Below are 26195 nucleotides of genomic sequence, written 5' to 3'. Positions count from 1 at the left end.
ATATCACCGCCCCGGCTTGTACTCCCCGAACTCGTCGCGGAGCACGTCCGATATCTCTTGGACCGTCGCGTACGCCTTCACGGCGTCGACGATGTGCGGCATCACGTTCTCGGTCCCCTGTGCGGCCTCGCGAATCGATGCGAGCGCCTCGTCGACCGCGTCGCCGTCGCGGTCGGCCTTCACTCCCTGTAGGCGCTCGCGCTGGTTCTGCTCTTGATCGGGGTCGACCTCTTCTAAGTCCATCTCCGGCTCCTCGTCGACCTCGAACTCGTTGACGCCGACGATGATCCGCTCGCCCTCCTCGATCTCCTGCTGGCGCTCGAAGGCGACGTCCTGGATCTGCCGTTGGACCCAGCCGCTCTCGACGGCCTCCAACATGCCGCCGCGGCGGTCGACCTCCTCTAAGATCTCGAACGCCTCCTCCTCGATCCCGTCGGTGAGGTCCTCGACGTAGTAGGAGCCGGCGAGCGGGTCGATCGTGTCCGCGGCCCCCGACTCGTGGGCGAGGATCTGCTGGGTGCGGAGCGCGGTGCGGACGGACTTCTCGGTCGGGAGCGCGAGCGCCTCGTCTTTTCCGTTCGTGTGGAGGCTCTGCGTGCCGCCGAGGACGGCTGCGAGCGCCTGGTACGAGACGCGGACCACGTTGTTCTCGATCTGCTGGGCGGTGAGCGTCGAGCCGCCGGTCTGGGTGTGGAACTTCAGCTGCTTCGACTTGGGGTTCTGGGCGTCGAACCGCTCGTCCATGATCTTCGCCCACATCCGGCGGGCGGCGCGGAACTTCGCGGCCTCCTCGAAGATGTTGTTGTGAGCGTTGAAGAAGAAGGAGAGCTGCGGGGCGAACTCGTCGACGTCTAGCCCGGCGTCGAGCGCGGCCTCGACGTACTCGATGCCGTCGCCGAGGGTGAAGGCGATCTCCTGGGCCGCGGTCGACCCCGCCTCGCGGATGTGGTACCCCGAGATGGAGATGGTGTTGAACGCGGGCGTCTCGGCCGCGCAGAACTCGAAGATGTCCGTGATCAGCCGCATCGACTGCTTCGGCGGGTAGATGTAGAGGTTCCGCGCGATGTACTCTTTCATGATGTCGTTCTGTATCGTCCCGCGGAGCTCCTCGCGCGGGACGCCCTGCTTGTCCCCCATCGCGACGTACATCGCGAGCAGCACGCCGGCGGGGGCGTTGATCGTCATCGACGTGGACACCTCGTCGAGCGGGATGCCGCCGAAGACGGTCTCGAAGTCGTCGAGGGTGTCGATGGCGACGCCCGACCGGCCCACCTCCCCCTCGGCCATCGCGGCGTCGGAGTCGTACCCCATCTGCGTCGGCAGGTCGAACGCCATCGACAGCCCCGACGAGCCCTCGTCGATGAGGTACTGGAAGCGCTCGTTCGTCTCCGCGGCGGTCCCCATCCCGGCGTACTGGCGCATCGTCCACAGCCGCCCCCGGTGCATCGTCGAGTAGACGCCGCGGGTGTACGGCTCCTCGCCGGGATAGCCGAGGTCCTCGCGGTAGTCGGTCTCAGCGTCAGCCGGGGTGTAGAGGGGGTCGACCTCCTGTCCGCCGGTGTCGGTGGTGAACGTCTCCTCGCGCTCCCCGAACCGGTCGACGGTCTCCCCGTAGGTGCCCTCCTCCCACGACGACTTGGCGTCGCGGATCGCTTCGAGTTCCTCAGGGTCGTACATTACTGAATCGGTCGGCCGAGCGGAACTTAACAGTTTTCAGGCCGGGCCGTTCGGCGGGCGGACAGCGAACCGAGCCGTTCGGCGGGCGGACAGCGAACCGAGCCGTTCGGCGGGCGAGGCTCCGATCTGCCGGTCCGGCCGTCGGCCCGATCGGGTTCGACCCGCCGACCCGATTTAAGTGTCGGGCGTTCGACCCGCCCGCATGGACGTGCTCACAGATCCCGCGCGCCGGTTCCTGACCGCCACGGCCCCGGAACACACGGCGGTTCAGGCGGAGATGGCCGAGCTCGCCGACGAGTGGGGGTTCCCGATCATCGGTCCCGAGGCGGGCGCGGTCCTCCGGTTGTTGGCGCGGCTGACGGACGCGGAGCGCGTGTTCGAGTTCGGGTCCGGGTTCGGCTACTCCGCCACGTGGTTCCTCCGCGGCGGTGTCGGGAGCGTGGTCTGTACCGAGTTCGACGCCGACGAGGCCGAGCGCGGCGCGGCGTTCGCGAGCGACCACGGCTACGCCGACCGCGTCACCTTCGAGGTCGGCGACGCGATGGAGACGGTCGACCGCTACGACGGCCCCTTCGACGTCGTCCTCATCGACCACCAGAAGGGACGGTACGCCGACGCCTACCGGACGGCCCTCCCGAAGGTCCGGACCGGGGGCGTGGTCGTCGCCGACAACATCGCTCGGGGACCGATCGACTTCGGCGACCTCGTCGCGCACTTCGAGGCGGGCGAACCGCTCCCGGACGCCGCGGTCGACGAGGAGACGCGCGGTATCGGCGAGTACGTCGGCACCGTTCGCTCGGACGACGCCGTCGAGACCGCGATACTCCCGGTCGGGTCCGGGATCGCGGTCTCGACGAAGGTGAAGTGAGGCGGTCGTGGGAGCGACGCAGCGAAACGGACACGGGACGATACGACGGAAACGTGAACGACGCCGCAGAGAGGCCACCACGACGGACCCACCGGGGATCCGAGGGTTTCCGGGGACCCGAATTAATTTCGGAATTCTGATAAATCCTCGATCGCTCGCCCGGCGTATCTTGTCTCGAACGCCTGTGACGAAACCGACGGAGTGCGTCGGCGCTCCGATCGATCGGATCGGTTGTCGGTCCGTCGGAGTTCGCGTCGCGTCGAGCGTAACGGTTATCATGTCGGATTAAAAACACCTAAGCAGATGAGCGAACCGAGCGAGCCGCGGGGGTCGTCGACCGGCGCTGCGCCGTCCGTCCGCGTCCTCCTCGTCGACGGCGAACCGGGGTTCGCGGGGCCGGCGGCCGAGACGCTGGAACGCAGCGACGAGCGGGTCGACGCGACGGCGGTCGACGGCCCGGACGCGGCGCTCGACGCGCTGTCAGCGACGGGGTTCGACTGCGTCGTCTCGGCCTACGAGACGTCCGAGACCGACGGCGTCGAACTGCTCGAAACCGTTCGGAGCCGACACGGCGACGTCCCGTTCGTGCTGTTCGCCGGCGGGGGGTCCGAGGCGGTCGCCAGCGAGGCGATCTCGGCCGGTGTCGACGAATACCTCCGCAGGGGAGAGGTTGGTGACCAGTACGAGCGGCTCGCGGCCGCCGTCGACGAGGTCGTCGCCCCGACCCGGGGCGACCGCCGGACCGTCGACCACTTCGAGCGGATCTCCGACGCGTTCTGTGAGGTCGACGACGACTGGCGCGTGTCGTACCTCAACGACCGGGCGGTGGACCTGATCGACCTCGACGCGGACGAGATTTTCGGCGAGCGGCTTTGGGACGCGTTCCCGAGGACCACCGATACCGACGCCGAGGCGACGCTCCGCGAGGCCGCGGCGACCGGCGATCCCGTCCAGTTCGAACAGCACGTCGACCGGCTCGACGCCGACCTCGTCGTGAACGCGTACCCGACCGACGACGGGATGGCGCTGTACGTCCGGGACGTCACCGAACGGCGGGAGCGCGAGCGCGAACTCCGAGAGCTCTCCGAGCGCCTCCAGCTGGCCGTCGAGGGGGCAGACGTCGGGGTCTGGGACTGGGACGTCCAGACCGACGAGGTCCGCTTCGACGAGCGGTGGGCGGCGATGCTCGGACACGAGCCCGAAGAGATCGCGTTCGAACTCGCGTCGTGGGAGGAGCGCGTCCACCCGGACGACCTCGACTCGGCGTGGAACGCCATCGAGCGACACTTCGCCGGCGAGACCGACCTCTACCAGTGCGATTACCGGATGCGGTCGAAGTCCGGCGAGTGGCGGTGGATCCGCGACCGCGGCCGCGTCGTCGAGCGGACCGACGACGGCGAGCCTCGACGAGCCGTCGGCATCCACATCGACGTCACCGAGGAGAAGGCGCGCGAGCGCGAACTCGGGCGGTACCGCCGGATCGTCGACGAGCTACCTGAGCCCGTCTGCGTGTACGACGCGGAGGGACGGTTCACGCTCGTCAACGACCGGCTGGCCGAGGTGTACGAGACCACACCGGAGGGGCTCGTCGGGCAGCGGAGCACGCTGGTCGAGCGGATCAGAGAGACGAGCGACGGCGACCCGTTCGCCGCGCTCGTCAAGGGCGATCGGAAGTCGCTGGCGGGGACCACGGAACTCGACGTTCCGAGCAATTCGGGCATGATCATCGACTACGCGCTGACGCGGCTCGTCATCGACGGCGAGTTCGACGGAATCTTGGGCATCTCCCGGGACGTGACCGACCAGCGGCGGCGGCAGCGGCGGCTCGAACACACGTCCGCGCGGCTGGAGGCGCTGTTCGAGCGCTCGCCGGACATGATCGACATCCACGACGAGGCGGGGGAGATCGTTGACGCCAACCGGGCGATGACGACGGCGCTCGGGTACGACCGCGACGAGATCGTCGGCATGGACGTGTGGGAAGTCGACGACGAACTCGACCCGGAGGAGGGTAAGCGGCTCTGGAACGGGTTGGAGATGGACGAGACGGTTCGGTTGGAGACGTCGTTCGTGCGCGCCGACGGCTCGACGTTCCCCGTCGAGGTCAACGTCCGGCGGATCGACGTCCGGGGAGAGGACCGATTTCTGGCGAGCAGTCGCGACATCTCCGAGCGCAAGGCGTACGAACGGCGCATCGAACGGGAGAACGAGCGCCTCGACGAGTTCGCCTCGATCGTCTCGCACGACCTTCGGAACCCGCTCAACGTCCTTTCCGGGTACCTCAGACTCGCCCGCGAGACGGGGACCGACTCGTACTTCGATCACTGCGAGCGCGCGCTCGACGAGATGGAACGGCTGATCGACGACGTGCTCGCGCTCGCGAGGCAGGGCGAGACGGTCGGGTCGTTCGAGCGCGTCTACCTCGGGGAACTGACCGCCGCGTACAGCGACGAGGCGTTCGAGTCGGCCGGCGGCGACGGTCCGTTCGAGACGGCGGAGGACGCGGGCGACGCGGACGGAACGCCGGTTGAGGTCGCAGTCGAGACCGACGGTGAGATCCTCGCCGACCCCGGGCGGGTCCGCCAGCTCCTCGGGAACCTGTTCCGGAACGCCGACGAACACGGCGGCGAGCGCGTCGTCGTCGGTGACCTCACCGACGGCTTCTACGTCGCGGACGACGGGCCGGGAATCCCGGAGGACGAGCGCGAGACGGTGTTCGAGAGCGGCTACACCACCTCCGAGACGGGGACCGGGTTCGGACTCGCCATCGTCCAGCGCATCGCCGAGGCGCACGGCTGGGAGGTCGCCGTCACGGAGGGGGACGACGGCGGCGCGCGCTTCGAGTTCGTCGGTGTCGACCGCCCGGAGTCGGCCGCCGCGGACGAGCGGTGAGAGCGGAACCCGACCCATCGCTATTTATGGATGTGTCGCGACCTCCAGAGTGGCCGCGGGGCGGCGACGGATCGGTCGTCGCTGACTACCCCGCACGCGCCGCCGACGCATGGACAGCGAAGACGAGTCGACCGACCGGACGCCCGCGGGCGTCTCCCACAGAGTCCTCCACGGTGCGGCGCGGGCGTTCCTGACGGGCCGACTCGCCGGCTCGGTCCCCACCTCACTCTACTGGACGCTCGCGGCGGAGTACCGCGAGCGGTACGCCGTCCGCGTGGGCGACGACGCTCGCGTGGTGCGGCCGTATAGACCGATCCAACTGCGGCCGGAATCGGTTGACCGGCTCACCGGTCGCGCTTACCCGCCTTGGGAGAACCGGTTCGAGTCGCTGGGCCGCGTCCGCGGCGGTAACTGGGACCGCCGACCGCTCTCCGCGGACCCCGAGCGACACCCGTCGGTCCGGCTCTACGGCGGAGACGAGATGCGCGAGACGGTCCTATACCGGTCGCTTCGGAACCACTTCGAGGCGGACACGCCGTGGGACGAGACGGCCCTGTTCGCCGTACTCACGGAGGAGATTGACGCCGGGCGTGCGGTCTGGCACGACTGCGACACGGAAGCGGCCGTTCGTCGCCGGTGTGAGCGCCTCGACGACCTGTACGAGACGCTCCGCCGGGACGGGTACCGGTCCCAGTTGGAACTCGCCCGGCGGAATCAGGTGGCTCCCGGCCCCGACGCGTTCCCGCGCGTGATGCGTCACGAGATCGCGGTCGACGTGAGCCGCGACGGCGAGCCGCTGCTCGTGGAGGGGAAACACCGGCTGATGCTCGCCGACCTGCTCGGCGTGGACTCCGTGCCCGCCGTCGTCTACGTCAGACATCCGGAGTGGCTGGCGAAGCGGGACGCGGCCGGGACCGAGGCATCGGGCCGTGGACGCCGTTCCGATTCGGGCGCGGAGCGGTTCTGACTCGGGTCGCGGCGTTGAGGAGAGCGCGGCCGACGCCGCTCACTGTCGTTCGTACATGTCCGCGTACGGGCCGTCCCCCGCGACGAGCTCCCCGTGTGCGCCCGACTCGCGGATGCGGCCGTTCTCGACGTAGTGGATCCGGTCCGCGTCGACGACCGTTGAGAGGCGGTGTGCGATGACAACGAGCATCTGGTCGTCCTGCCCCCGTTCGATGCCCGCGTGGACCGCGGCTTCGAGGTTCGTGTCCAAGTCGCTCGTCGCCTCGTCGAGCACCAGTATCTCCGCGTCCTTCAACAGGGCCCGAGCGATGGCGACGCGCTGTCGCTGTCCCCCCGACAGCTTGACCCCGTCCTCACCGAGCACGGTGTCGTACCCGTCGGGGAGTTCGTCGAGGAACTCGGTCACCGACGCGAGCTCGCAGACCCGCTCCATCTCCGCTTCGGTCGCGTCGCGGTTGCCGACGGTCACGTTGTACCGCAACGACTCGTCGAAGATGAACGGCTTCTGGCGGACGACCGCGACGTTCGACCGCCACTCCGTCAGATCGAACCGATCGATCGACCGACCGTTCGCGACGACAGCGCCCCCGTCGGGGTTGTAGAGGCGGGCGCTCAGCGAGGCGATCGTGGACTTCCCGGCCCCGGAGGGACCGACGAACGCGACGAAATCGCCCCGCTCGACCTCGAAGGAGACGCCGTCGAGGACTCGCTCGCCCCGGTCGGGCGGTTCGGGTTCGCTCCGCGCGTCGGCGGCGGGTGCGGGTTGGTGGGCACCCACACTGCTGCCGCCGTCACTGCGCGTCTGCCCCGAGTCGGCACCGATCGCGGTCGCCCGCGTCCGGTAGCGGAAGTCGACGTCCCTGAACGAGAACTCGGTGACGGGCACCGGAACCGACTCGTCACCCTCGTCGACCTCCTCGTAGTCTTCGAGTGTATCGATGAACCGCCAGGTCCGAACGAGGTGCGGGAGGTTCTCCTCTATCTTGTAGAACGTCTTGTTCAGGCTACTCACCTGCGGGGCGAGACGGAACATCGTGAACAGGTACATCCCGAGCGCGCTGAGCGTGAGCGACGCGTACGACACCGCGAAGTAGATGAGCGCGAAGATGGCGAGCGAGGCCGCGAGCGCGTACAGCTGGTTGAACGCGAGTCGGTTCCGCCGGAGCTTGATCTTCGCCCGGGTGTGCTCGTCGATCACGCCCTGGAAATCGCCGAAAACCTCCTCGGTCATCGTGAACAGCTTCACGTCCCTGATCCCCTGTGTCCCCGTCTGGATCGCCCGTTGGAGTTGTTCGTTGGCGTCGGCGACGCGGGAGCCGATCGACAGCGCCGAGTCGAACACCGTCCGAATGAGGAACACCAGAACGCCGAGCACGCCGACGCCGACGACCGTCAGAACCGGCGCGAGATACAGCGCGATCGCCGTGTACGTCACCGCCAAGAGGAGCTGTTTGAACCCGCCGGTGATGTCGCGGATCACTCGGCTCGCGTACTTCGACTGCGTGACGATGGCGTTAAGCACCTCGTCGGAGCCGTGGGCGTCGAAGTACGACACCTGCGCGCCGACGGCGCGTTCGAACGCTTGCGTCTTCAGCTCACGCATGTAATGCGTGCGGAGGATCGCTTCGAGCCAGCCGACGACGATGCGTAGCAGGACCCTGACCGTGATCACGAGCGCGACGCCGCCGACGGCCGTCGCCAGCGTCAACGGGATACCGACTGCCCCGTAGACGCGGGCGAACACGCTGCCGATGAGGCCGCCGTCGGGGACGCCGCCGGCTCCCGACCCCTGTACCTGCTCGATGATCGGAACTAAAAACGCGATCCCGACGCCTTCGAGCGCGGCCGTCAGGACGCTGAGTACGATGATCGCGGCCGCAAGCGGCGGATTGAACCCCGCCACCCGCTTGACCGCGGCGAGCCGTTCCCGTATCGAGAGCTCGATTCCGAGCTCCGCTGACTCGTTCATTGAACCCATCCACTAAGGCGGGACCCATTATTATAGAGCTGCTACCGCGGGCTCGGGCGTCGGGACCTCCGGCGAGCCGGGTCGCGATCACCGTCGTGCGGGCGGCCGTCGCCTCCACGCCCGGGGTCGCTCGGTCACGGTCGGGGAGACGCCCGGTATGGAGCGGGTACTGATGTGTCCGGGCGGGTTTCTGATGGACGATTACGATGTCTCGTCCCGCCCCGCTCGTGTCGGTCGTCATCCCGACCCACTACCGGAACGACAGGCTCGCAGCGGCCATCGAGAGCGTCCGCGCCCAGACGTACGAACCGATCGAGGTGTTGGTCGTCGACGACTCCGGCGAGCGACACGCCGAACCGGTCGCCGAGGCGTACGACGTCCCGTATCTGGGATTCGACGAGAACCGCGGCTCGAACGTCGCACGGACCGTCGGGACCCGGCGAACGTCGGGGACGTACCTCCAGTACCTCGACGACGACGACCGACTTCACCCGCGGAAGCTCGAACGGCAGGTGGCGCTGTTGGAGAACGCCCCCGACGCCGGCGTCGCCTACTGCGGGATGGAGTTCGAGGACGGCGGCACGGTGCGACCGGACCCGGCCGTCCGCGGCGACGTCCTCGACGCGGCCCTCTCGTTCGACCTCTACCCGTGTCAGACGACGACGATGCTGGCCGACCGCGAGGTCGTCGAAGCCACGCTCCCGTGGAAGAACCGCCCCGGTGCCGACGACTTCGGGCGCATGCTCGAGCTGGCGCGCCTGACCGAGTTCGAGTTCCTCGACGAGCCGCTCGTCGTGCGCGGCGTGATCCCGGACTCGCGGGGCAAGTCGATGGGCGTCTTCCACGGACGCCTCGAGATCGTCCGCGAGTACGAGGCCCTCTACGACGAGCACCCGTCGCTCAGGGAGGAGGCGCTCGCGAAGACCCATCGGTTCCGCGCGGAGAAGCTGCTCGAAGACGCCGTCTGGTCGCCCGCCGCGACCGCCTCGTACGCCCGCGCGGCCTGGTACGGTCGGGACGCGACGACCGGCGGCAGGGCGGTCGCGTCTTCGCTCGGCCGTCCCGGGCTGCGACTCGCCGGAGCCGCGTACGGTCGACTGTCCTGACACGCGGCATCCGCGACGATGATATCCGCGTACCGACCGGCCTCCGGGCGTGAACTCGACGAGCGGCCGTCCGTGCTCGGGCCGCGAACGAGACCGCGGGTCACCGCCCCGGCGAGTACGCCGCGCCGCCCGTCCCGACGCCGGAGCGTCCTCCCTCCCACCAGCGTCGCGCGAGTCGGTCGAACTCGTCCGTATCGTGGCCGGTGCCGCCGTCCCCCACGGGACCGATCCCGTCGCCGTCGGTCGGATCGATCTCGTTGCGCCCGCCGGACGCGTCCCCGTCGCCCGCGAACCGGTCCGCGAGTCCGGCGAGTCGTTCGTACGCCCGCTCTCGCGCTCGGTAGCTCCGCGCGCCGGCCAGCATCGTGACGAGCAGCGCGAGCACGAGCCAGGACCGCGAGAGCCGGAGCGCCTTCGCACAGTGGACGACCGCTCCCGCTCTGTCGCCGCGTCGCATCGCGGCGTGGGCGCTGAGCCGGTGGTGTCTCGTGCGTATCTCCCGACTGGCCTCGGGGTGTCGGCGGTACTGCTCGGCGAACTTGTCGTAGATCCACCCGTACAGCCGAGCCTGTGACTCGGCCGACTGCGAGACGTTCGTGTCGTGGATGCGCCGATTCACGAGCGGCTCGGCGACGTAGTCGAACTTGTACCGGCGCGCCAGCCGGATGTTCATCTCCCAGTCGACGCCGTGCGGGAACTCGGTGTCGAAGCCGCCGACGGCCTCGAAACAGGACCGCCGGATCATGTGACTCGAGTGCGGGTTCAGCGAGAAGGTCCGGAGAACGCCGGGGTAGATGTCGCCGCGCCGGTCGGGACGGAACTCGGTGACGATGTCGCCGCTCTCGACCGAGGTGGCGACGCCGCCGGTGTACACCACGGCGTACTCGTCGTCGAGCGCGTTCATCCGGTCGACCTGTCTGCGGACCTTCTCCGGATGCCACCGGTCGTCGTCGCCGAGGATACACAGGAGATCGCCGTCGGCGGCCGCCGCGGCGCGGTTGAAACTCCCCGCGATACCGCGGTTGCGCTCGTTGGTCCGGACCACTACGCGGGGGTCGTCCGCGTACCGGTCGAGCACGCTCGGCGTCTCGTCCGTCGAGCCGTCGTCGACGACGACCGCCTCGATGTCGTCGTACGTCTGGCGGAGGACGGTCCGGATCGCACCGCCGACGTGCTCGGCCCTATTGTACGTGGGTATCAGCGCACTGACTTGTGGCACACTGCGAGGCCGTTCCCCGCATTAGCGGATAAGTACACAGCGACTACCCCGGCGTTCGGTCCGCACAGCGGGATTAACGAGTGTATACTAAACCCCGATACCCGACCACATCGAGGCCGTCGTGACGAGAACCGGTCCGGGGTCCGTCGCTCGCGCTCGACCGAGCCGTGACCGACGGCGCGGTCCGCCAGTCCATACCCTCGCGGAGGCGACCCCGTGACCGCCAACGTCGCGATGATCCTTCCGGACTCGTTTCCCCCGGACATCCGGGTGACCAAAGAGGCGCACGCCCTCGGCGAGTCCGGTCACGACGTGCGCCTTTTGTGTCCGACCGAGCCGGACCGGCCGGACCGCGAAACGATCGACGGCATCGACGTGGTGCGCGTCCGAACCGGCGAGCGGACCGGCCTCGATCGACTCCGGCGCAACCTCTCGGTCGCGCTGACGGGGTACAGACCGGAGTGGGCGGCGGCGGTCGCCGCACACGGCGACTGGATCGACGTGATACACGTTCACGACCTGCTGCTCGCGGGGACGGCCCTCCGCGTCGGTGACCACCTCGACGCTCCCGTCGTCGTCGACTGCCACGAGAACTACCCGGAAGCGGTCCGTCAGTGGCGACGTTCCGACCCGGCGTGGTGGCGGTCGCCGCCCGACTTCCTCGAACGCCTCGCGTTCCCGGTGTGGCGGTACAAGCGGTTCGAACGCCACTGGACGAAGGGGGCCGACCGACTGCTCACCGTGGCGGCCGAGGCCGAGCGGCACTACGTCCGCGACTGCGCCGTCCCCCCGACCGACGTGACGGTCGTCGGCAACACGGTCTCCGTCGAGGCGTTCGACCCCGCGACGCCCCCGGCACCCGCCGTCGACGGGGACTCGTTCGTCGTCGGCTACGTCGGGTCGTTCGGCCCGCACCGCGGCCTCGAAACGGCGCTCCGGGGGATCGCGGCCGTCGAGTCGGGACCCCCCGAAGTGCGTCTCCTCCTCGTCGGCGACCATGACTGTCCCGTCGGGAGGCGGCTCCGCGAACTCGCCGCGGACCTCGGCGTCGAGGACCGCGTGACCTTCGCCGGTCGCGTTCCCTTCGACGACGTGCCGGCTTACATGGCCGCGTGCGACGTCTGTCTCGTTCCGCACGACCGGACGCCCCACACCGAGACGACCCTGCCGCACAAGCTCTACCAGTACATGGCGATGGCGAGACCGGTCGTGGTCTCGGACGTCGCTCCGCTGAAGCGGGTCGTCGACGAGACCGAGGCCGGACGCGTCGTCGCCGCCGGGGATCCGAGCGCGTTCGCGGCGGCGTACCGGGCGCTCCGCGCCGACCCGGACGAGCGGGGGCGACTCGGTGCCAACGGCCGCCGGGCCGTCGAGGTGGAGCACAACTGGGAGCGCGACGCCGCCCGGCTGCGAGACGCGTACGAGCAGGTGCTGTCGGCGGAGTGACGCCGACCCACTCGTCGAGTCGATCAGCGCTGCCGAGCCGTCGGGCCGGTCAGAGCGGACGGAACTCGGCGAGGTCCGGGTGATCGAGGTGCCGACGCGCGGCGTCGCTCAGCGCCGACGGGTCGGCGGCCCTCGCCACCTCGGTCCGGAGACGCTGCCAGCGCGGGTGACGCGCGACGACCCTGACCGGAATCTGCGGGAGATCGAGCAGTTTTGCCACCGAGAGCCGGTGGCGACCGTCGTCGAAGATCACCGCCCCGTCCCGACCGATGTCGACCCTGACCTCGTCGAACGCCGGCGGCGCGTCGCCCGGGCCGTCCTCGCCGAGCGCCGACTGCCGCCGGTACCCGTCGCGTTCGACGGCCTCGTACAGGTCGTCCGTCGCCCGCAGGTCCTCCAACACCTCCGCTCCGGTGCCGTACCGCGGACGCCCGGCGCGGTACCGATAGATGTCCGTCTCCCTCCACGGCGTCCCCTCGGTGAAGTGCGCCCGGATCGAGCGGAAGAGCGTGTAGTTCTCGAACCGCGCGAGCGTCGGCGCTTCGAACCCGAGGGCGGTCGTGCTCGGATACGTCGACGACGGCGACCGATACCGCCGGTCCCAGTCGCCGCCGACGACGTACGTCCCGCGCCGACCGAGCCACTCGTCGTAGAACCGCGGCGTGAGGAGGTACTCGACGGCCGCCGGATCGACCGAAACGGTGGCGTACGGCTCTGGCGCTCCGGGGCCGTATCGGGCCCGCAACGCCGCGTGGCGGGTCCGGACCCGGAGTCGCGTTCCGAGCTCCGACAGGCCGGCCCGCCCGGCGTCGCTCGCCGTCCGTGCGAACCGAGAGAGCCGGCGGTAGTCCATACGACGGCGTCCGTGGGGACACGCAAAAGTAGCGGCCGACTACGCCCTTTCCGAGCCCGTCACTCCGTTCGAAACCGTTCGTACTCCCCCGTCGTCAGGTGTACCCGTTCGTCCCCGATCGTCGTGTAGGCCGGCTCGAACGGCGGGAATTCGAGGGCGCGAACCAAGTCGTATACTTCGGTCGCCGCGTCCGGATCGGCGAGTCGATCGACCGGGATCTCCTTGCGCCCGTCGAGACTCGACTTCGCATGGAAGTAGCGCGCCCCGTCGAACTCTCGCTGAGGCGTCGCGCGCTCGTGAACGTCCCCCGAAACGATCGCCGGGAGCACCTCCTCGAAGAGCGCGACGGACGCCGCGCGGGTCTTCTCGTACAGCGACCGGGCCGTGTCCGCTTCGGTGATGTCGACGAACCGGCGCTCGACGATCGGCCCCTCGTCGACCGCCTCGACCATGACGTGGAGCGTCGTCCCGTGTCGCCAGTGGTCGTCTCGCCGCGCGTTCAGGATCGAGTGCGTGAAGACGTTCGATCCCCGGTAGCGCGGGAGCTCCGCCTGGTGGAGGTTGAGCGCGGCCTCGCGGGGGTGATCGAGGAGTTCCGCGTCCAAAATGTTCGGGTAGTAGACGCTGAGCAGGTAGTCGACGGGGACGTTCAGCACGTCCCGCTCGTCCGCGAGGGGAAGCGTCCGGTAGCCGAGCGCCGCGGCCCTGTCGCGGACGGAGCCGTCCCACCAGTGCGTCTCGTCCGGCGGGTAGGTGACGACGAGTTCGACGTCGATGTCGGAGTGTGCGTGGAGCCGGTCGAGACACTCGATTCCGAGGGGATGACTCCCGAAGAACGCGACCGATACCATGGGCGTTCCGCGGCCGGGCCGACTATTGTTATCCCCGTCCTTCGCCGGTCTCGGAGGCGACCGCCGTCGGAAGGGGACACATACTTACCATCCGACTGTCGGGAACGCAGGGCATGCGCGAGGAGCTCTTAGCGAAGTGGGTCGTCCAACCGTCGGCACCTCCCAACGTCCAGTACCTCCGGGACGCCGAGCGACTGGCGGCGTGGGACCTCCTCGGACGGCGCGAGCGCGTGCTCGACGTCGCCTCCGAGGCGAACGTGACCGCCGGTGTCGACGCGGCCGAGGTGACGCGACTGGACTTTTCGCCGGCCGCGAGCGACCGGGCGCGCTCGGTCCTCGACGACGACGTGGAACGGTACGAACACACCGACCCGGAGTCGCCGCGGCTGCCCTTCCCCGACGACGCCTTCGACGGGGCCGTGTCGATCGGTCCGTTCGACTGGAAGTTCCTCGACACGGCGGCGCTGTCCGCCGAGCTCGGTCGCGTCGTCTCCCGGGACGGGCTGGCCGTCGTCTCGGTGCCGACCGAGCGGTCGCCGTACGAGCGGCACAACTGGCCGAAACTCCGGTATTTCACGCCCGAGGAGGCGACTGAGCTGGTGTCGCCGACGTGGCGCGTCGCCGACCGCGAGCCGATCTTCCAGTACCCCTACCGGCTTCACGGTCTGATCAACGAGCTTCCGGACCGCTATCAGGACCAGTTCGTCGACGCGGCCCGGACGGCCACGACCGCGCTCGGGGCGACGGACTGGCTCGACGCCGCGTCGTATCTGGTCTTCGGACTCCGGCCGATGCCGTTCGCCGACTCGCTCGACGCCGCGCTCGACTGCCTGTTCCGCCCGACCGACGAGAACGGCTTCTGGAACGAGCGGGAGGGCACGTTTCAGCGGGCGCTCCGCTACGAGTTCGACGAGGACGGCGTCGGTGCCGGCTTCCGGTGGACGCCGGAAGACGACGTGGAGTGGCGGTACGCCCCGTTCGCCCTGATGGGCGCGATGCAGTGGCGGGCCTCGGCGCTCGGCACGACCGCCCACGACTCGCGGATCGAACGCGCGCTCTCGTACTTCCTCGCCCGTCTGGAGGACGGAACGATCGAGTCGGCGATGCCGAGCTACGGCGTCGGCCCGCTGACCGACGCGTTCGCGCTCGCGGGGACCATGTTCGACGAGCACACCTATCGACCGGCCGCCGAGCGACTATTTGAGACCGCCCGCGACGCCGACTTCGACCACGCCGAGGACTGCCTCCTGCTCTACGGCTGGGCACGGCTGTACGAGCACTTCCCGACCGACCGCGTGCGCGAGGCCATCGACGACGCGATGTGGGCGGTCGTCGACCGGCAGACCGCGAGCGGTCGCTTCTCGTTCGACAACCCAACGACTCGACGCCATCAGAACCAGATGTACGCGCTGTGGGGGCTCTGTCGCGCCGTCGAAGTGACCGGCCGGACGAGCTACCTCGAGAACGCGGAGCGGGTGCTGACGGACGCCGTCGACGAGCGGATGCGCGACGACGGCGCGTTCCGCTGGATGGGGCCCTCGGCGCGCGAGCGCGCCGCGTTCGCGGCACGCGACCGCGTCGGCGACGGGGGGGCGAGCCCGCCCCAGTGGCGGCTGCTGTTCTCGTGTCACCAGTCCTTCTTCGTCACCGCCGTCGCTCACTACCGCGCGGCCGGCGGCGACCGGTCGTACGCGACGGCCGTCCGGCGGGCGATGGACTGGATCTACGACGCGAACGACTTGGGAGTCGATCTCACCGCCCACAGCGGACTCGGGGTTCCGATGCGGTTCGTGACGTTCGACGGTCGCACGGACGTGCCCGAACAGCAGTTCAAGGGCGCATACGAGGTCGGCGCACTGGTGATGGCACTCGTCGCCCTGCTGGACGGACCGCTCGACCCGGCCACGGAGACACCCGGCCGCGTCCGAGTAGACGCCGGCTAACTATGCGTAGCTGTGGAGACCGGATCACGTGATCCGACCACCGATGAGCGACACAGACACGTCCGGTGGCTCGCCGGAAACCGACGACCGCCAGCGCCTCCCGACCGATCTCTCCGGACGGCAGCCGGTCGGCTCCTCCGGACGGCAGCCGGTCGGCTCCTCCGGACGGCAGCCGATCGGCCCCCCTGGACGCCGGCCGGTCGGTGAAGACGGCCGCGTCGTTCGGGTGAACCGATGACGACGACACCGCACCTCGCGATCGTACTCGGCACCCGCCCCGAGATCGTCAAACTCGCCCCGGTCGTCCGGGCCTGTGAGCGAAGCGGTCACCCGTACACCCTCGTACACACCGGGCAACACTACTCGGAGCGACTGGACGGCACCTTCTTCGACCAGCTGGGACTGCCGGCCCCGGACCACCATCTCGGCGTGGGATCGGGGACGCACGGCGAGCAGACCGGCGAGATGCTCGCCGGACTCGACGGCGTGCTCCGGACCGTCGACCCGGACGTCGTCTTGGTCCAAGGAGACACGAACTCGGCGCTGGCCGGGGCGCTCGCCGCCGCCAAGCTACCGGTCGAACTCGGTCACGTCGAGGCCGGACTGCGCAGCTTCGACCGCGAGATGCCCGAAGAGACGAACCGCGTGGTCGCCGACCGCGTCGCGGACTACCTGTTCGCCCCGACGGCGACCGCGGCGACGCACCTCCGCAGGGAGGGGACCGACGCGGACCGGGTGTTCATCACGGGGAACACCGTCGTCGACGCCCTCAGACGGCATCTGGACATCGCCCGGACCCGGAGCCGTGTCCTCGACGACCTCGGGCTCGCCGCCGGCGAGTTCGCGCTCCTGACGGCCCACCGGCCGCGGAACGTCGACGACCCCGACCGGTTCGCGCGCCTGCTCGACGGCGTCGCCGCCGCCGCGGCCGAGTCGGACCTCGACGTCGTGTACCCCGTCCATCCGCGCGCCGAACGGCAGATCGCCGATCTCGACTCGTTGCCCGAGCGCGTCCGGACGGTCGAGCCGCAGGAGTACCTCGATTTCCTCAGGCTCGAAGACGCGGCGCGGTTCGTCATGACCGATTCGGGCGGGGTCCAAGAGGAGGCCTGCGTCCTCGGCGTCCCCTGCCTGACGCTGCGCGAGAACACCGAGCGCCCCGAGACCGTCGAGGTCGGCGCGAACACGCTGGTCGGCACCGACCCGAGGGCTATACGCAACGGGGTCCGGGCACTGAAAGCGGACACCGCCGAGTGGCCGAACCCGTTCGGCGACGGCTCGGCGGCCGAGCGCGTTCTCGACGCCCTGTGTGGCCGACCGACCGCGGAGCCGGAGGCGTCGCGATGAGCACGGTGTTCGTCCACGGCTTGGGCTACGTCGGACTGCCGACGGCGGCGATGTTCGCCAACTACGGGCACGACGTGACGGGGTACGACACCGACGACGCGGTCGTCGAGTGTCTCCGGGGCGGCGGTCTCCACATCGAGGAGCCCGGCCTCCGAGCCTTCGTCACGCAGGCGCTGGAGTCGGGCAAGCTGACGGTCGCCCACGAGGTCGACGAGGCGAAGTACCACGTCATCGCGGTCCCGACGCCCTACGACCGAGGGGCCGGCGTGCCGGACCTCCAGTACGTTCGAGCCGCCGCCGACGCGATCGCTCCCCACCTCAGGACCGGCGACACCGTCGTTCTCGAGTCGACCGTCCCCCCGACGACGACCGTCGACGTGCTCCGTCCCGTTCTGGAGCGATCGGGGCTGTCCGCGGGCACGGACTTCGCGCTCGTGTACTGCCCCGAGACGGTGCTCCCCGGAAACATCATCACGGAGCTCAAGCGGAACGACCGCATCGTGGGCGGCGTCAACGGCGTCTCGACGGAGGCCGCCGTCCGGCTCTACGAGTCGTTCGTTGAGGGCGAGATCTACACCGCGGCCGACGCGACCACGGCCGAGGTCGTGAAGCTGACACAGAACACGTTCCGCGACGTGAACATCGCCCTAGCGAACGAGTTGGCGCTCGTCAGCCGGGACTACGGGGTCGACTCGCGGCGCGTCAGGGAGTTGGCGAACGTTCACCCGCGGGTCGACGTCCACCACCCCGGCCCGGGCGTCGGCGGCCACTGCCTTCCGGTCGACCCGTGGTTCCTGGGCTACGACTCGGACTCGTTGCGTCTCGTGCCGGTGGCGCGGGCGGTCAACGACGGCATGTCCGACCACGTCGTCGAGCTCCTCGAAGCCGAACTCGGGTCGCTCGCGGGCCGACGGATCGCGCTGCTCGGCGTCGCGTACAAGCGCGGCGTCGGTGACACCCGTCGGAGCCCCGCGCTCGCCGTGGCCGCCGCCCTGCGGGACGCGGTCGAGGAGGAGCGGGCCGCCCCGACGGACGGCGGCGCGGGGTCGTCGGGAGGCGGTATCGACGTGCGACTCCACGACCCGCACGTCGACGACGAGTCGTTGGGGCTGGTCGACTTCGACCGGGCGGTGGCGGACGCCGACGCGGCGGTCGTCGTCACCGGTCACGAGGCGTTCACCGATCTCGACCCCGAGCGCGTCCGCGACGCGATGGCCGGGTCGTCCGTCGTCGACACCCGGGCGGTGTTGTCCGTGCCGGACTGGGAAGCGGCCGGATTCACGGTCAGACGGATCTGACGCGAGCGCGTCTTATGCGGTGCTTACCCGCGGTTCGACGTGGTATCGACGGCGACACGCGTCCGACCGGACCGGTACACGACGCATTACAATGCCCGATCTCCCGAGGGATCCGATCACATGCCAGAGCCGGTCCCGTTCACCGACATCCAGATGGACGAGGCGATCGTCGACCGAGTCGCGGAGGTCCTCCACAGCGGTCGGTACGTGAAGGGGCCGGTCGTCGAGCGGTTCGAGGACCGGTTCGCGGCGGCCTGCGGGGTCGACCACGCCGTCGCGGTCGACAGCGGCACCGCCGCGATCCTGCTCGCGCTGAAGGGGGCCGGTATCGGTGCGGGCGACGAGGTGTTCGTCCCCGGGCACACCTTCTTCGCCACGGTGAGCCCGGTCCTCTCCGTGGGCGCGACGCCGGTCTTCGTCGACGTCGACCCGGAGACCTACGGGATGGACGTCGCGGCCCTTTCCGAAGCGCTGGACGCCGCGTCCGATCCGGCGGCGATCCTGCCGGTCCACCTCTACGGGTGTATGGCCGACGTGCGTCGGATCCGAGAACTCGCGGCCGAACACGACGCGGCCGTCATCGAGGACGCCTGCCAGGCCCACTTCGCGACCCGCGACGGGTTCACTGCCGGAACGGCCGGGACCGCCGGCGCGTTCAGCTTCTACCCGACCAAGAACATGACCGTCGCGGGCGACGGCGGGATGCTCGTCACCGACGACCCCGACGTGGCGCGTCGCGCGCGCCGTCACAGGAACCACGGCCGCGACGCGGACGGCCGCCACCGCGTGCTCGGGCTGAACCACCGGATGAGCGAGGTCCACGCCGCGGTGGGCCTCGAACAGCTCGACCGCATCGACGACTGGAACGAGGGACGGGCGACCGCCGCGCGACGGTACTCGGCGCGTCTCGCGGACCTCGACCGAGTGGAGACGCCGACCGAACCGCCCGGCGCGGAACACGTGTATCACCTCTACGTGATCCGAGTGCCGGCCGCGGACCGCGACCCGCTCCGCGAACACCTCGGCGACGCCGGGATCGAGACCGGCATCCACTACCCGACCCCCGCCTACGACCACGACCCGGTCGTCGAACGGCTCGGCGAGCGCTCGCTGCCGGCCACCGAGTCCGTCTGTCGACGCATCGTCTCGCTGCCGATACACCCGCGGATCACCGACGAGGAGGTCGACCGAGTCTGTACGGCGGTCGAACGCTACTTCGAGGGGGCGGCAGCGTGAACCTCGGCGTCGTCGGGACCGGGTACTGGGGGAGCAATCACGCCCGCGTCGGGGCCGAACTGCGAGACGCCGGCGTCGTCGACGACGTCGTCCTGTGTGACCTCGACGAGGAGCGAGTCGCCGACCTCGCCGGGACGTACGACCTCGAGTACGTCACCGATCACGCGGACCTGAGCGGACGCGTCGACGCGGCGGTGGTCGCGACGCCGTCACCGACGCACCGGGGTATCGCGGTCGACCTCCTGCGAGCCGGCGTCGATCTCCTCGTCGAGAAACCGCTCGCGCTCACCGGCGCGGACGCCCGCGCGATCGTCGCGGCCGCCGACGAGGAGGGGCGGACGCTCGCGACCGGGCACATCTTCCGATATCATCCCGGACTGAACGAGCTCAGGGACCGCCTCAGACGGGGGGAACTCGGGCGAGCGGAGTACCTCTCGACCAGTCGGTACTCGTTCCGGCAGCCGCGCGAGACGGCGGGGACCCTCTTCTCGCTCGCCGTCCACGACGTCGACATCTACACGTACCTGCTCGGGGAGTGGCCGGACAGCGTGTTCTGTGCGGTGAACGAGGCGGAGACGGCGGCCGTCGACGAGACGGCCACGCTCACCCTGACGTACGGATCGACGACGGCGACGATCGACGTCTCGTGGCGAGTCCCGGCGTTCGGCAAGCGCAGAGACCTCGTCGTCGCCGGCTCGGAGGCGACCGGGTACGTCGATTACCTCGAGGACACCGTCGTGGAACTGTACGAGAACACGGTGGCGGCGGACGCCGAGATCCCGACCCGCGAGGAGTCGGTTCGGCGGTACGAAGCGCCCGCCGCCGAACCGCTCCGTCTGGAGGTCGAATCGTTCCTCGAAGCCTGTCGGACCGGCGCGACTCCGCGCGCGTCCGGTCGCGTGGGCGTCGCCGCCGTCGAGATCCTTGAGGCGGCGCAACGGTCGGCCGACACCGGACGAGCGATCGAGATCGAGATGGACGGGCCGGACCCACCGACGTGACCCCCCTCATGAACGCGTCCTCGCCCCCTCGTCACGTCGCGATCCCCGCGCTCACGGAAGCGACTCCGCTGTCCCCGACACGGAGGGTCACCCGATGCACGTCGTCGTGACGGGCGGTGCCGGGTTCATCGGCGGCCACCTCGCGACGGCGTTCCTCCGCGACGGCCACGACGTCACCGTCTTCGACAACCTCGCGTCGTTCTACGACCCGCGTCTCAAAGAGCACACTCTCGACATCCACCGCGAGGTCGCGAGCGAGACCGACGGCACCTACGCGTTCCGCGACGGCGACGTCCGCGACGCGGAGGCGGTCCGCGAGGTCGTCGCCGACGCGGACGCCGTCGTCCACCAGGCGGCGCAGGCGGGCGTGCGCACCAGCGTCGCCGAGCCGCGGAAGGTGACAGACGTCAACGTCGGCGGGACGGTGACGCTGCTGGAGGCCGCCACGGCGGCCGACGTGGACCGCGTGATCCTCGCGAGTTCCTCGTCGGTGTACGGGAAGCCGGAGTCGCTGCCGTACACCGAAGACCACCCGACCGAGCCGGTGAGTCCCTACGGCGTGACGAAGCTCGCGCAGGAACACGTGGCCCGGGTCTACACGGAGCTCCACGGACTGCCGACCGTAGCGCTGCGGTACTTCACCGTGTACGGCCCGCGAATGCGACCGAACATGGCGATATCCAACTTCGTCTCGCGGTGTTACAACGGCGAGTCGCCGGTGATCTACGGGGACGGCGAGCAGACGCGGGACTTCACCTACGTCTCCGACGTGGTGGACGCGAACCGGACGCTGTTGACCGACGGGTCGGCCGACGGCGAGGTGTTGAACGTCGGCAGCTCGGACAACATCTCGATCCGGGAGCTGGCCGAGGTCGTCCGCGACGAGATCGCGCCGGAGCTGCCGATCCGGTACGAACCCGCCCGCGAGGCGGACGCCGAGCACACCCACGCGTCCGTCGAGAAGGCGGCCGAACGGATCGGGTACGAGCCCTCGCGGTCGATCGAGGCGGGCGTCAACGAGTTCATCGATTGGTACGACGCGAACCGAGAATGGTACGAACCGTTGGTGCGCACCTCCTGACGGTACAGAACGTACCGCTCAGTGCCCCTCAACCGCGCTGCCGGCCGCGATGATGAAGCCGATGATGGCGGTGATCAGCGCGACGGTCCCGATCGCCACGGCACCGATCCGGAAGGTGTCACCGGACAGCCGGTTCGCGATGAGGAACAGGAACACCGTCGTCACGAACCCGATCAGGACGAGCGTCCGCCCGAGCCGGCCGACGTCGATTCCGGGCTCACTAGACACGGTTTAAGATCTCCTTGAGGACGCCTTCGTACTCGTCGTCGGTGGCGGCGTTACCGAGCGAGTGGATCGACTGCGAGATCCACAGGCCGGCGGTGAAGTTGATGAACGCCGCCATCGAGATGGTACCGAGCTGTCCCTCGACGAAGATCCCCGAGACGACCGCGCCGACGAACCCCACCGCCATGAGGCTGTGGGTCACGAGCGATCGGGTTCCGAAGTCGGCGAGCTGTAGTGACAACCGAGTGCCAACGGCCATACCCCTCATAGCGGCCGGTGATGTAAAGAGGTAGCGCGTCACGCGGTTTCCGCGACGCCGCGTGACCGCCGCCGCGTCGCGCCCGGTCGTCCGACCGAAGGGGCCCGCCACCCCGGAAGTTTACCGGCCGCCGCCGCGTACGAACGCCGGATGACCGACGCCGATCCGACATACGACGTCGTGGTGTGGGGAGCGACCGGAGTCGCCGGGCGGTTCACGGCCGAGTACCTCACCGAGCGGTACGCGCCGGAGGACCTCTCTATAGCCGTCGGCGGACGGAACCGAGAGAAGCTCGACGCGCTCGTCGGCGACCTCACCCGTCGCAGCGACGCGTGGGACGACGTGCCCGTCGTCGTGGGCGACGCGACGGACCCGGAGAGCCTGCGCGCGATGGCTCGCGACGCGCGAGTCGTCTGTACGACGGTCGGGCCGTACACGACGTACGGCTCGCCGCTGGTCGAGGCGTGCGTCGAGTCCGGGACGGACTACTGCGATCTCACCGGCGAGGTGAACTGGACCCGCGAGACCATCGACCGGTTCCACGAGGCGGCGGTCGACTCCGGTGCCCGGATCGTCAACGGCTGCGGATTCGACTCCGTGCCCGCCGACATCGGAACCCTGCTCGTCCAGTCGTTCGCGGCGGAGACGTTCGGCGCGCCCTGCGAGACGGTCCGGATCTATCTCAACGGGGGCAGCGGGAGCGTGAGCGGCGGTACGCTGGCGAGCTTCGGCGAGCTGTTCGAGGCGGCCGCGACCGATCCGCTCGCCCGGGAGACGCTTCGGAACCCCTACTCGCTGGCACCGGCCGGCGAGCGGAGCGGCGTCGATCCGGGCGCACAGCGGTGGCCCAGGAGGGACCCGCTGGGCGGCGGGTGGACGGCCCCGTCGCCGATGGCCGCGGTGAACGAGCGCGTGGTGCGGCGCAGCAACGCGCTGCTCGGTTACCCGTGGGGTCGCGAGTTCCGGTGTACCGAGGTCGTTCCGACCGGGAAGGGGGTTCGGGGCGCGGCGGTCGCCGGACTCGTCGCCGGCGGTCTCGGCGCGTTCACCGCCGCCATGTCCGTCGGCCCGATGCGCTCGGCGCTCCGCCGGTACGTCTTCCCCGACCCCGGCGAGGGACCGACGAGGGAGGAGGCCGAGGCCGGGAGCTTCGAGATACGGGTCCTCGGACGCGGCACGGCCGCGGACGGTCCCTTCACCGTCGCGGCCGAGTTCGGTGCCGACCGGGACCCCGGCTACGGCGCGACCGCGCGCATGCTCGGCGAGTCGGCGACGTGTCTGGCGCGCGGCGACGTCGACTCCCCGTTCGACGGCGGCGTGTTGACGCCGGCGTCGGGCATCGGGCTCCCGCTCGCGGAGCGACTCCGTGAGGTCGGCTTCACCGCGTCGGTCGGCGAGGCAGCCGAGAGCGGACGCTGAGGGTTGGACACGGATCGGAAGCGAGTCGCGAAAAAACGGTCGGTGGAGTTCAGTTCCCGGTGGCGATCACATGTAGCCGAGGTCGCGCAGGCGCTCCATCAGGTCTTCTTTGTCCTGGGCGCGGCCGGCGCGTTCGGTCGTTCCTTCGAGGTCTTGGAGCCACGCAGGCTCTTCGGTCGTCTTATCAGTACTCACTTCGCTGCCGAGCGAGCGGAAGCCGGCGAAGTACTTCGGCGAGATGGGCACGTCTTCTTGGGTGACGCCCTCGGGGAGGTCGTCGTCGGCCTGCGGGACGTAGCCCTCGTCGGGGAACGCCTCGACCGTGTCGGGTACCACGAAGTTCCAGAACGCGTCCCACACGTCGGCCTCGGCGAACTGGAGGATGGGCTGGATGCGGTCGTGCGGCGGGAACAGGTCGGGGTCGTGACGCGGCGAGAAGAACGTCTCGTCGGCGCGAGCCTCCTGTTCGTCCCAGCGGACCCCCGAGATGACGCCGTCGATGTCGTACTCTTCTAACGCGTCGTTGAGCGCGACCGTCTTCAGCAGGTGGTTGCCCACGTACGTGTCCAACAGGAACGGGAACGTGTCCTCCTCGAACTCTAAGATGTCGCGGATGTGATGCTGGTTGTGCTCGGAGAGTTCCGAAACAGGAATGTCGTCGCCCGGCTCTAAGCCGTGTTCGTCGACGTACGCGCCCACGTCGTCGTTGCGGGCGTACACCAGGTCGATGTTCCACTCGTCGGCCCAGTGTTCGACGAAGTCGGTGATCGAATCGAAGTGCTGGAAGTGGTCGATGAAGACGGCGGTCGGCTTCTCGTAGCCGTACTCCTCGGCGACCTGATTGATGAAGTACAGCGTTAGCGTGGAGTCTTTGCCGCCGGTCCACATCACCGCCGGATTGTCGTACTGTTCGAGTCCGCGGCGGGTGACCTCGACCGCCTTCTCGATTTTGTGCTGGATCGACGGGTAGTCCTCGGGGTCCTCGCCCTCGCCGTCGGCGTAATCGACGTCGACGCTCGCCGGGAAGTCCTCGCTCATACGCCAGAGGTGTCGCCGTCGGGGTCAATAGGCCTTCTGAATCCGCCTCACTCGCCGGCACACCGAATAGGCGGCGGAATTCGCCGGAACACAAGGGATATGGCCGCCGCCACGGAACGACCGCCTATGGGTCTGTTCGATCGGCTCCGCGGCGACGACGACGGGCGTGTCGTCTTCCTCGGGATCGACGGCGTACCGCTCGACCTCGTCGAGGACCACCCCGACGTCTTCGAGAACCTGACCGACATCGCCGAGACCGGCTCCGGCGGGCGGTTGGAGAGCATCGTGCCGCCCGAGTCGAGCGCGTGCTGGCCGAGCCTCACGACCGGCGTGAACCCCGGCGAGACGGGCGTGTACGGCTTCCAAGACCGCGAGGTCGACTCCTACGAGACGTACGTCCCGCTCGGAAAACACGTCCGGGCGACCCGGCTGTGGGACCGCGTCACCGACGCCGGCCGCGACGCGACCGTCCTGAACGTCCCCGTCACGTTCCCGCCGTCGACGCGGGTCCAGCGGATGGTCTCCGGCTTCCTCTCGCCCGACCTCGACGCGGCCGCGAGCGACGAGTCGGTCCGGGAGACGCTCGACGGCTTCGACTACCGGATCGACGTCAACGCCAAACTCGGACACGACGACGACAAGACGGAGTTCATCGAGAATGCCCACGCGACGCTCGACGCCCGATACGAGGCGTTCTCTCACTACCTCGCCGAGGACGACTGGGACCTCTTCTTCGGCGTCTTCATGAGTACCGACCGCGTGAACCACTTCCTGTTCGGCGACTACGCGAACGACGGCGAGTACAAAGCGGAGTTCCTCGAGTTCTACCGCACCCTCGACGACTATCTCGGCGAGATCCGCGACGCGCTCGACGACGACACGACGCTGATCGTCGCCTCCGACCACGGCTTCACGGAGCTGACCCACGAGGTGAACTGCAACCAGTTCCTCGCCGACGAGGGGTGGCTCTCCTACGAGGACGACGACCACGACTCGCTGGCCGACATCGACGACGAGGCCCGCGCCTACTCGCTCATCCCCGGTCGCTTCTACCTCAACGTCGAGGGCCGCGAGCCGAACGGCGTCGTCTCCGAATCGGAGTACGAGGAGACGCGCGAGGAGCTCATCGCCGACCTCGAATCGCTCACCGGTCCCGACGGCCGGCAGGTGTGCAAGCGGATCGTCAAAGGCGAGACCGTCTTCGACGGCGACCACGACGAGATCGCGCCCGATCTGGTCGTCATCCCCGCCGACGGTTTCGACCTCAAGTCCGGCTTCGGGGGCAAGGAGGCCGTGTTCACGCAGGGTCCCCGAAACGGGATGCACAAGTTCGAGAACTCGCTTCTGTACTCGACCGAGCCCGACATCGACCTGACCGACGCGAACCTCTTCGACGTAACGCCGACGGTCCTCGATCTCATGGACGTCGACGCCGACGCCGAGTTCGACGGCGAGAGCCTGCTGGGCTGACGCGTCCCGGTCGAATCCGCGACCCATCGCT

21 protein-coding genes are annotated in these 26195 nt (G+C 69.3%); 13 read left to right on the top strand and 8 right to left on the bottom strand.

The features are described 5' to 3' along the window. Nucleotides 1-3: 3 nt before the first annotated feature. Complete coding sequence (locus QOL69_RS15390) at nt 4-1677, bottom strand: acyl-CoA mutase large subunit family protein (protein ID WP_283403879.1); 1674 nt, start codon at nt 1675-1677, stop codon at nt 4-6. 202 nt (nt 1678-1879) lie between these two features. On the opposite strand from QOL69_RS15390, the gene QOL69_RS15385 reads away from it, so the two are divergent. The 3 genes from QOL69_RS15385 (at nt 1880) to QOL69_RS15375 (ending at nt 6404) form a co-directional block, all read left to right on the top strand. Beyond that, the gene (locus QOL69_RS15385; protein ID WP_283403878.1) at nt 1880-2545 is read left to right on the top strand and encodes an O-methyltransferase; all 666 of its coding nucleotides are present in this window, start codon (nt 1880-1882) and stop codon (nt 2543-2545) included. Nucleotides 2546-2848: 303 nt separating this feature from the next. Next, entirely contained in the window at nt 2849-5437 is a 2589-nt protein-coding gene (locus tag QOL69_RS15380; RefSeq protein ID WP_283403877.1) for a PAS domain S-box protein, read from the top strand. A 109-nt stretch (nt 5438-5546) separates the two neighbouring features. After that, complete coding sequence (locus QOL69_RS15375; protein WP_283403876.1) at nt 5547-6404, top strand: ParB N-terminal domain-containing protein; 858 nt, start codon at nt 5547-5549, stop codon at nt 6402-6404. Between the two features lie 39 nt (nt 6405-6443). On the opposite strand, the gene QOL69_RS15370 is transcribed toward QOL69_RS15375, so the two are convergent. Beyond that, nucleotides 6444-8372, bottom strand: a complete 1929-nt coding sequence (locus QOL69_RS15370) for an ABC transporter ATP-binding protein (protein WP_283403875.1) — start codon at nt 8370-8372, stop codon at nt 6444-6446. 206 nt (nt 8373-8578) lie between these two features. Here QOL69_RS15370 and QOL69_RS15365 point away from each other — a divergent pair, with 206 nt between their 5' ends. Continuing rightward, nucleotides 8579-9478 carry a glycosyltransferase family 2 protein gene (locus tag QOL69_RS15365; RefSeq protein ID WP_283403874.1) on the top strand — a complete coding sequence of 300 codons (900 nt, stop codon included), beginning with the start codon at nt 8579-8581 and terminating at the stop codon, nt 9476-9478. Between the two features lie 100 nt (nt 9479-9578). On the opposite strand, the gene QOL69_RS15360 is transcribed toward QOL69_RS15365, so the two are convergent. Next, nucleotides 9579-10697, bottom strand: a complete 1119-nt coding sequence (locus QOL69_RS15360) for a glycosyltransferase family 2 protein (protein WP_283403873.1) — start codon at nt 10695-10697, stop codon at nt 9579-9581. Between the two features lie 216 nt (nt 10698-10913). Between QOL69_RS15360 and QOL69_RS15355 the strand changes: the two genes are divergently transcribed. Beyond that, nucleotides 10914-12143 carry a glycosyltransferase family 4 protein gene (locus QOL69_RS15355; protein ID WP_283403872.1) on the top strand — a complete coding sequence of 410 codons (1230 nt, stop codon included), beginning with the start codon at nt 10914-10916 and terminating at the stop codon, nt 12141-12143. Between the two features lie 49 nt (nt 12144-12192). On the opposite strand, the gene QOL69_RS15350 is transcribed toward QOL69_RS15355, so the two are convergent. Further along, entirely contained in the window at nt 12193-12996 is an 804-nt protein-coding gene (locus QOL69_RS15350; RefSeq protein ID WP_283403871.1) for a ParB N-terminal domain-containing protein, read from the bottom strand. Between the two features lie 59 nt (nt 12997-13055). Then, nucleotides 13056-13847, bottom strand: coding sequence for a methionyl-tRNA formyltransferase (locus tag QOL69_RS15345; protein WP_283403870.1), 792 nt, complete (start codon nt 13845-13847; stop codon nt 13056-13058). Nucleotides 13848-13960: 113 nt separating this feature from the next. Between QOL69_RS15345 and QOL69_RS15340 the strand changes: the two genes are divergently transcribed. The 6 genes from QOL69_RS15340 to QOL69_RS15315 all read left to right on the top strand — a co-directional run bounded on the left by QOL69_RS15340 (nt 13961) and on the right by QOL69_RS15315 (nt 21753). Next, complete coding sequence (locus QOL69_RS15340; RefSeq protein WP_283403869.1) at nt 13961-15790, top strand: methyltransferase domain-containing protein; 1830 nt, start codon at nt 13961-13963, stop codon at nt 15788-15790. A gap of 234 nt (nt 15791-16024) precedes the next feature. Beyond that, nucleotides 16025-17137, top strand: coding sequence for a non-hydrolyzing UDP-N-acetylglucosamine 2-epimerase (gene wecB / locus QOL69_RS15335; protein WP_283403868.1), 1113 nt, complete (start codon nt 16025-16027; stop codon nt 17135-17137). Then, nucleotides 17134-18435 carry a nucleotide sugar dehydrogenase gene (locus QOL69_RS15330; RefSeq protein ID WP_283403867.1) on the top strand — a complete coding sequence of 434 codons (1302 nt, stop codon included), beginning with the start codon at nt 17134-17136 and terminating at the stop codon, nt 18433-18435. Before wecB ends, QOL69_RS15330 begins: the two co-directional genes overlap by 4 nt. A gap of 120 nt (nt 18436-18555) precedes the next feature. After that, entirely contained in the window at nt 18556-19671 is a 1116-nt protein-coding gene (locus QOL69_RS15325) for a DegT/DnrJ/EryC1/StrS family aminotransferase (RefSeq protein ID WP_283403866.1), read from the top strand. Next, nucleotides 19668-20672 (top strand): Gfo/Idh/MocA family protein, encoded by a 1005-nt coding sequence (locus QOL69_RS15320; RefSeq protein WP_048077273.1) that lies wholly within the window; start codon nt 19668-19670, stop codon nt 20670-20672. The genes QOL69_RS15325 and QOL69_RS15320 overlap by 4 nt, the downstream gene beginning before the upstream one ends. A 94-nt stretch (nt 20673-20766) precedes the next feature. Next, nucleotides 20767-21753 carry a GDP-mannose 4,6-dehydratase gene (locus tag QOL69_RS15315; RefSeq protein WP_283403865.1) on the top strand — a complete coding sequence of 329 codons (987 nt, stop codon included), beginning with the start codon at nt 20767-20769 and terminating at the stop codon, nt 21751-21753. Between the two features lie 18 nt (nt 21754-21771). Here the strand turns inward: QOL69_RS15315 and QOL69_RS15310 are convergent, their stop codons facing one another. Together QOL69_RS15310 and QOL69_RS15305 are read right to left on the bottom strand one after the other, a co-directional pair. Next, on the bottom strand, nt 21772-21981 hold the full coding sequence (locus QOL69_RS15310; protein ID WP_283403864.1) for a hypothetical protein: 210 nt from the start codon (nt 21979-21981) through the stop codon (nt 21772-21774). Then, complete coding sequence (locus tag QOL69_RS15305; RefSeq protein ID WP_283403863.1) at nt 21974-22237, bottom strand: hypothetical protein; 264 nt, start codon at nt 22235-22237, stop codon at nt 21974-21976. The genes QOL69_RS15310 and QOL69_RS15305 overlap by 8 nt, the downstream gene beginning before the upstream one ends. A 150-nt stretch (nt 22238-22387) precedes the next feature. Here QOL69_RS15305 and QOL69_RS15300 point away from each other — a divergent pair, with 150 nt between their 5' ends. Then, nucleotides 22388-23656: a saccharopine dehydrogenase family protein gene (locus QOL69_RS15300; protein WP_283403862.1), complete on the top strand. Its 1269-nt coding sequence runs from the start codon at nt 22388-22390 to the stop codon at nt 23654-23656. Nucleotides 23657-23722: 66 nt separating this feature from the next. Here the strand turns inward: QOL69_RS15300 and QOL69_RS15295 are convergent, their stop codons facing one another. Beyond that, nucleotides 23723-24694 (bottom strand): phosphoadenosine phosphosulfate reductase family protein, encoded by a 972-nt coding sequence (locus tag QOL69_RS15295; RefSeq protein ID WP_283403861.1) that lies wholly within the window; start codon nt 24692-24694, stop codon nt 23723-23725. Nucleotides 24695-24820: 126 nt separating this feature from the next. On the opposite strand from QOL69_RS15295, the gene QOL69_RS15290 reads away from it, so the two are divergent. After that, nucleotides 24821-26164: an alkaline phosphatase family protein gene (locus QOL69_RS15290; RefSeq protein ID WP_283403860.1), complete on the top strand. Its 1344-nt coding sequence runs from the start codon at nt 24821-24823 to the stop codon at nt 26162-26164. The last annotated feature ends 31 nt before the right edge of the window (nt 26165-26195 follow it).

It is taken from the genome of Halorubrum sp. DM2, assembly GCF_901686465.1.
GTDB lineage: Archaea > Halobacteriota > Halobacteria > Halobacteriales > Haloferacaceae > Halorubrum.
Note: the sequence above shows the minus strand (reverse complement) of the source record. Positions and strands in the feature narration are given on the sequence as shown.

Excerpts from the sequence above, each read along its gene's own strand:
- QOL69_RS15390 (WP_283403879.1), bottom strand. The coding sequence starts at position 1,677 with ATGTACGACCCTGAGGAACTCGAAGCGATCCGCGACGCCAAGTCGTCG.
- QOL69_RS15385 (WP_283403878.1), top strand. The coding sequence starts at position 1,880 with ATGGACGTGCTCACAGATCCCGCGCGCCGGTTCCTGACCGCCACGGCC.
- QOL69_RS15380 (WP_283403877.1), top strand. The coding sequence starts at position 2,849 with ATGAGCGAACCGAGCGAGCCGCGGGGGTCGTCGACCGGCGCTGCGCCG.
- QOL69_RS15375 (WP_283403876.1), top strand. The coding sequence starts at position 5,547 with ATGGACAGCGAAGACGAGTCGACCGACCGGACGCCCGCGGGCGTCTCC.
- QOL69_RS15370 (WP_283403875.1), bottom strand. The coding sequence starts at position 8,372 with ATGAACGAGTCAGCGGAGCTCGGAATCGAGCTCTCGATACGGGAACGG.
- QOL69_RS15365 (WP_283403874.1), top strand. The coding sequence starts at position 8,579 with ATGTCTCGTCCCGCCCCGCTCGTGTCGGTCGTCATCCCGACCCACTAC.
- QOL69_RS15350 (WP_283403871.1), bottom strand. The coding sequence starts at position 12,996 with ATGGACTACCGCCGGCTCTCTCGGTTCGCACGGACGGCGAGCGACGCC.
- QOL69_RS15345 (WP_283403870.1), bottom strand. The coding sequence starts at position 13,847 with ATGGTATCGGTCGCGTTCTTCGGGAGTCATCCCCTCGGAATCGAGTGT.
- QOL69_RS15340 (WP_283403869.1), top strand. The coding sequence starts at position 13,961 with ATGCGCGAGGAGCTCTTAGCGAAGTGGGTCGTCCAACCGTCGGCACCT.
- wecB (WP_283403868.1), top strand. The coding sequence starts at position 16,025 with ATGACGACGACACCGCACCTCGCGATCGTACTCGGCACCCGCCCCGAG.
- QOL69_RS15330 (WP_283403867.1), top strand. The coding sequence starts at position 17,134 with ATGAGCACGGTGTTCGTCCACGGCTTGGGCTACGTCGGACTGCCGACG.
- QOL69_RS15325 (WP_283403866.1), top strand. The coding sequence starts at position 18,556 with ATGCCAGAGCCGGTCCCGTTCACCGACATCCAGATGGACGAGGCGATC.
- QOL69_RS15315 (WP_283403865.1), top strand. The coding sequence starts at position 20,767 with ATGCACGTCGTCGTGACGGGCGGTGCCGGGTTCATCGGCGGCCACCTC.
- QOL69_RS15305 (WP_283403863.1), bottom strand. The coding sequence starts at position 22,237 with ATGGCCGTTGGCACTCGGTTGTCACTACAGCTCGCCGACTTCGGAACC.
- QOL69_RS15300 (WP_283403862.1), top strand. The coding sequence starts at position 22,388 with ATGACCGACGCCGATCCGACATACGACGTCGTGGTGTGGGGAGCGACC.
- QOL69_RS15295 (WP_283403861.1), bottom strand. The coding sequence starts at position 24,694 with ATGAGCGAGGACTTCCCGGCGAGCGTCGACGTCGATTACGCCGACGGC.
- QOL69_RS15290 (WP_283403860.1), top strand. The coding sequence starts at position 24,821 with ATGGGTCTGTTCGATCGGCTCCGCGGCGACGACGACGGGCGTGTCGTC.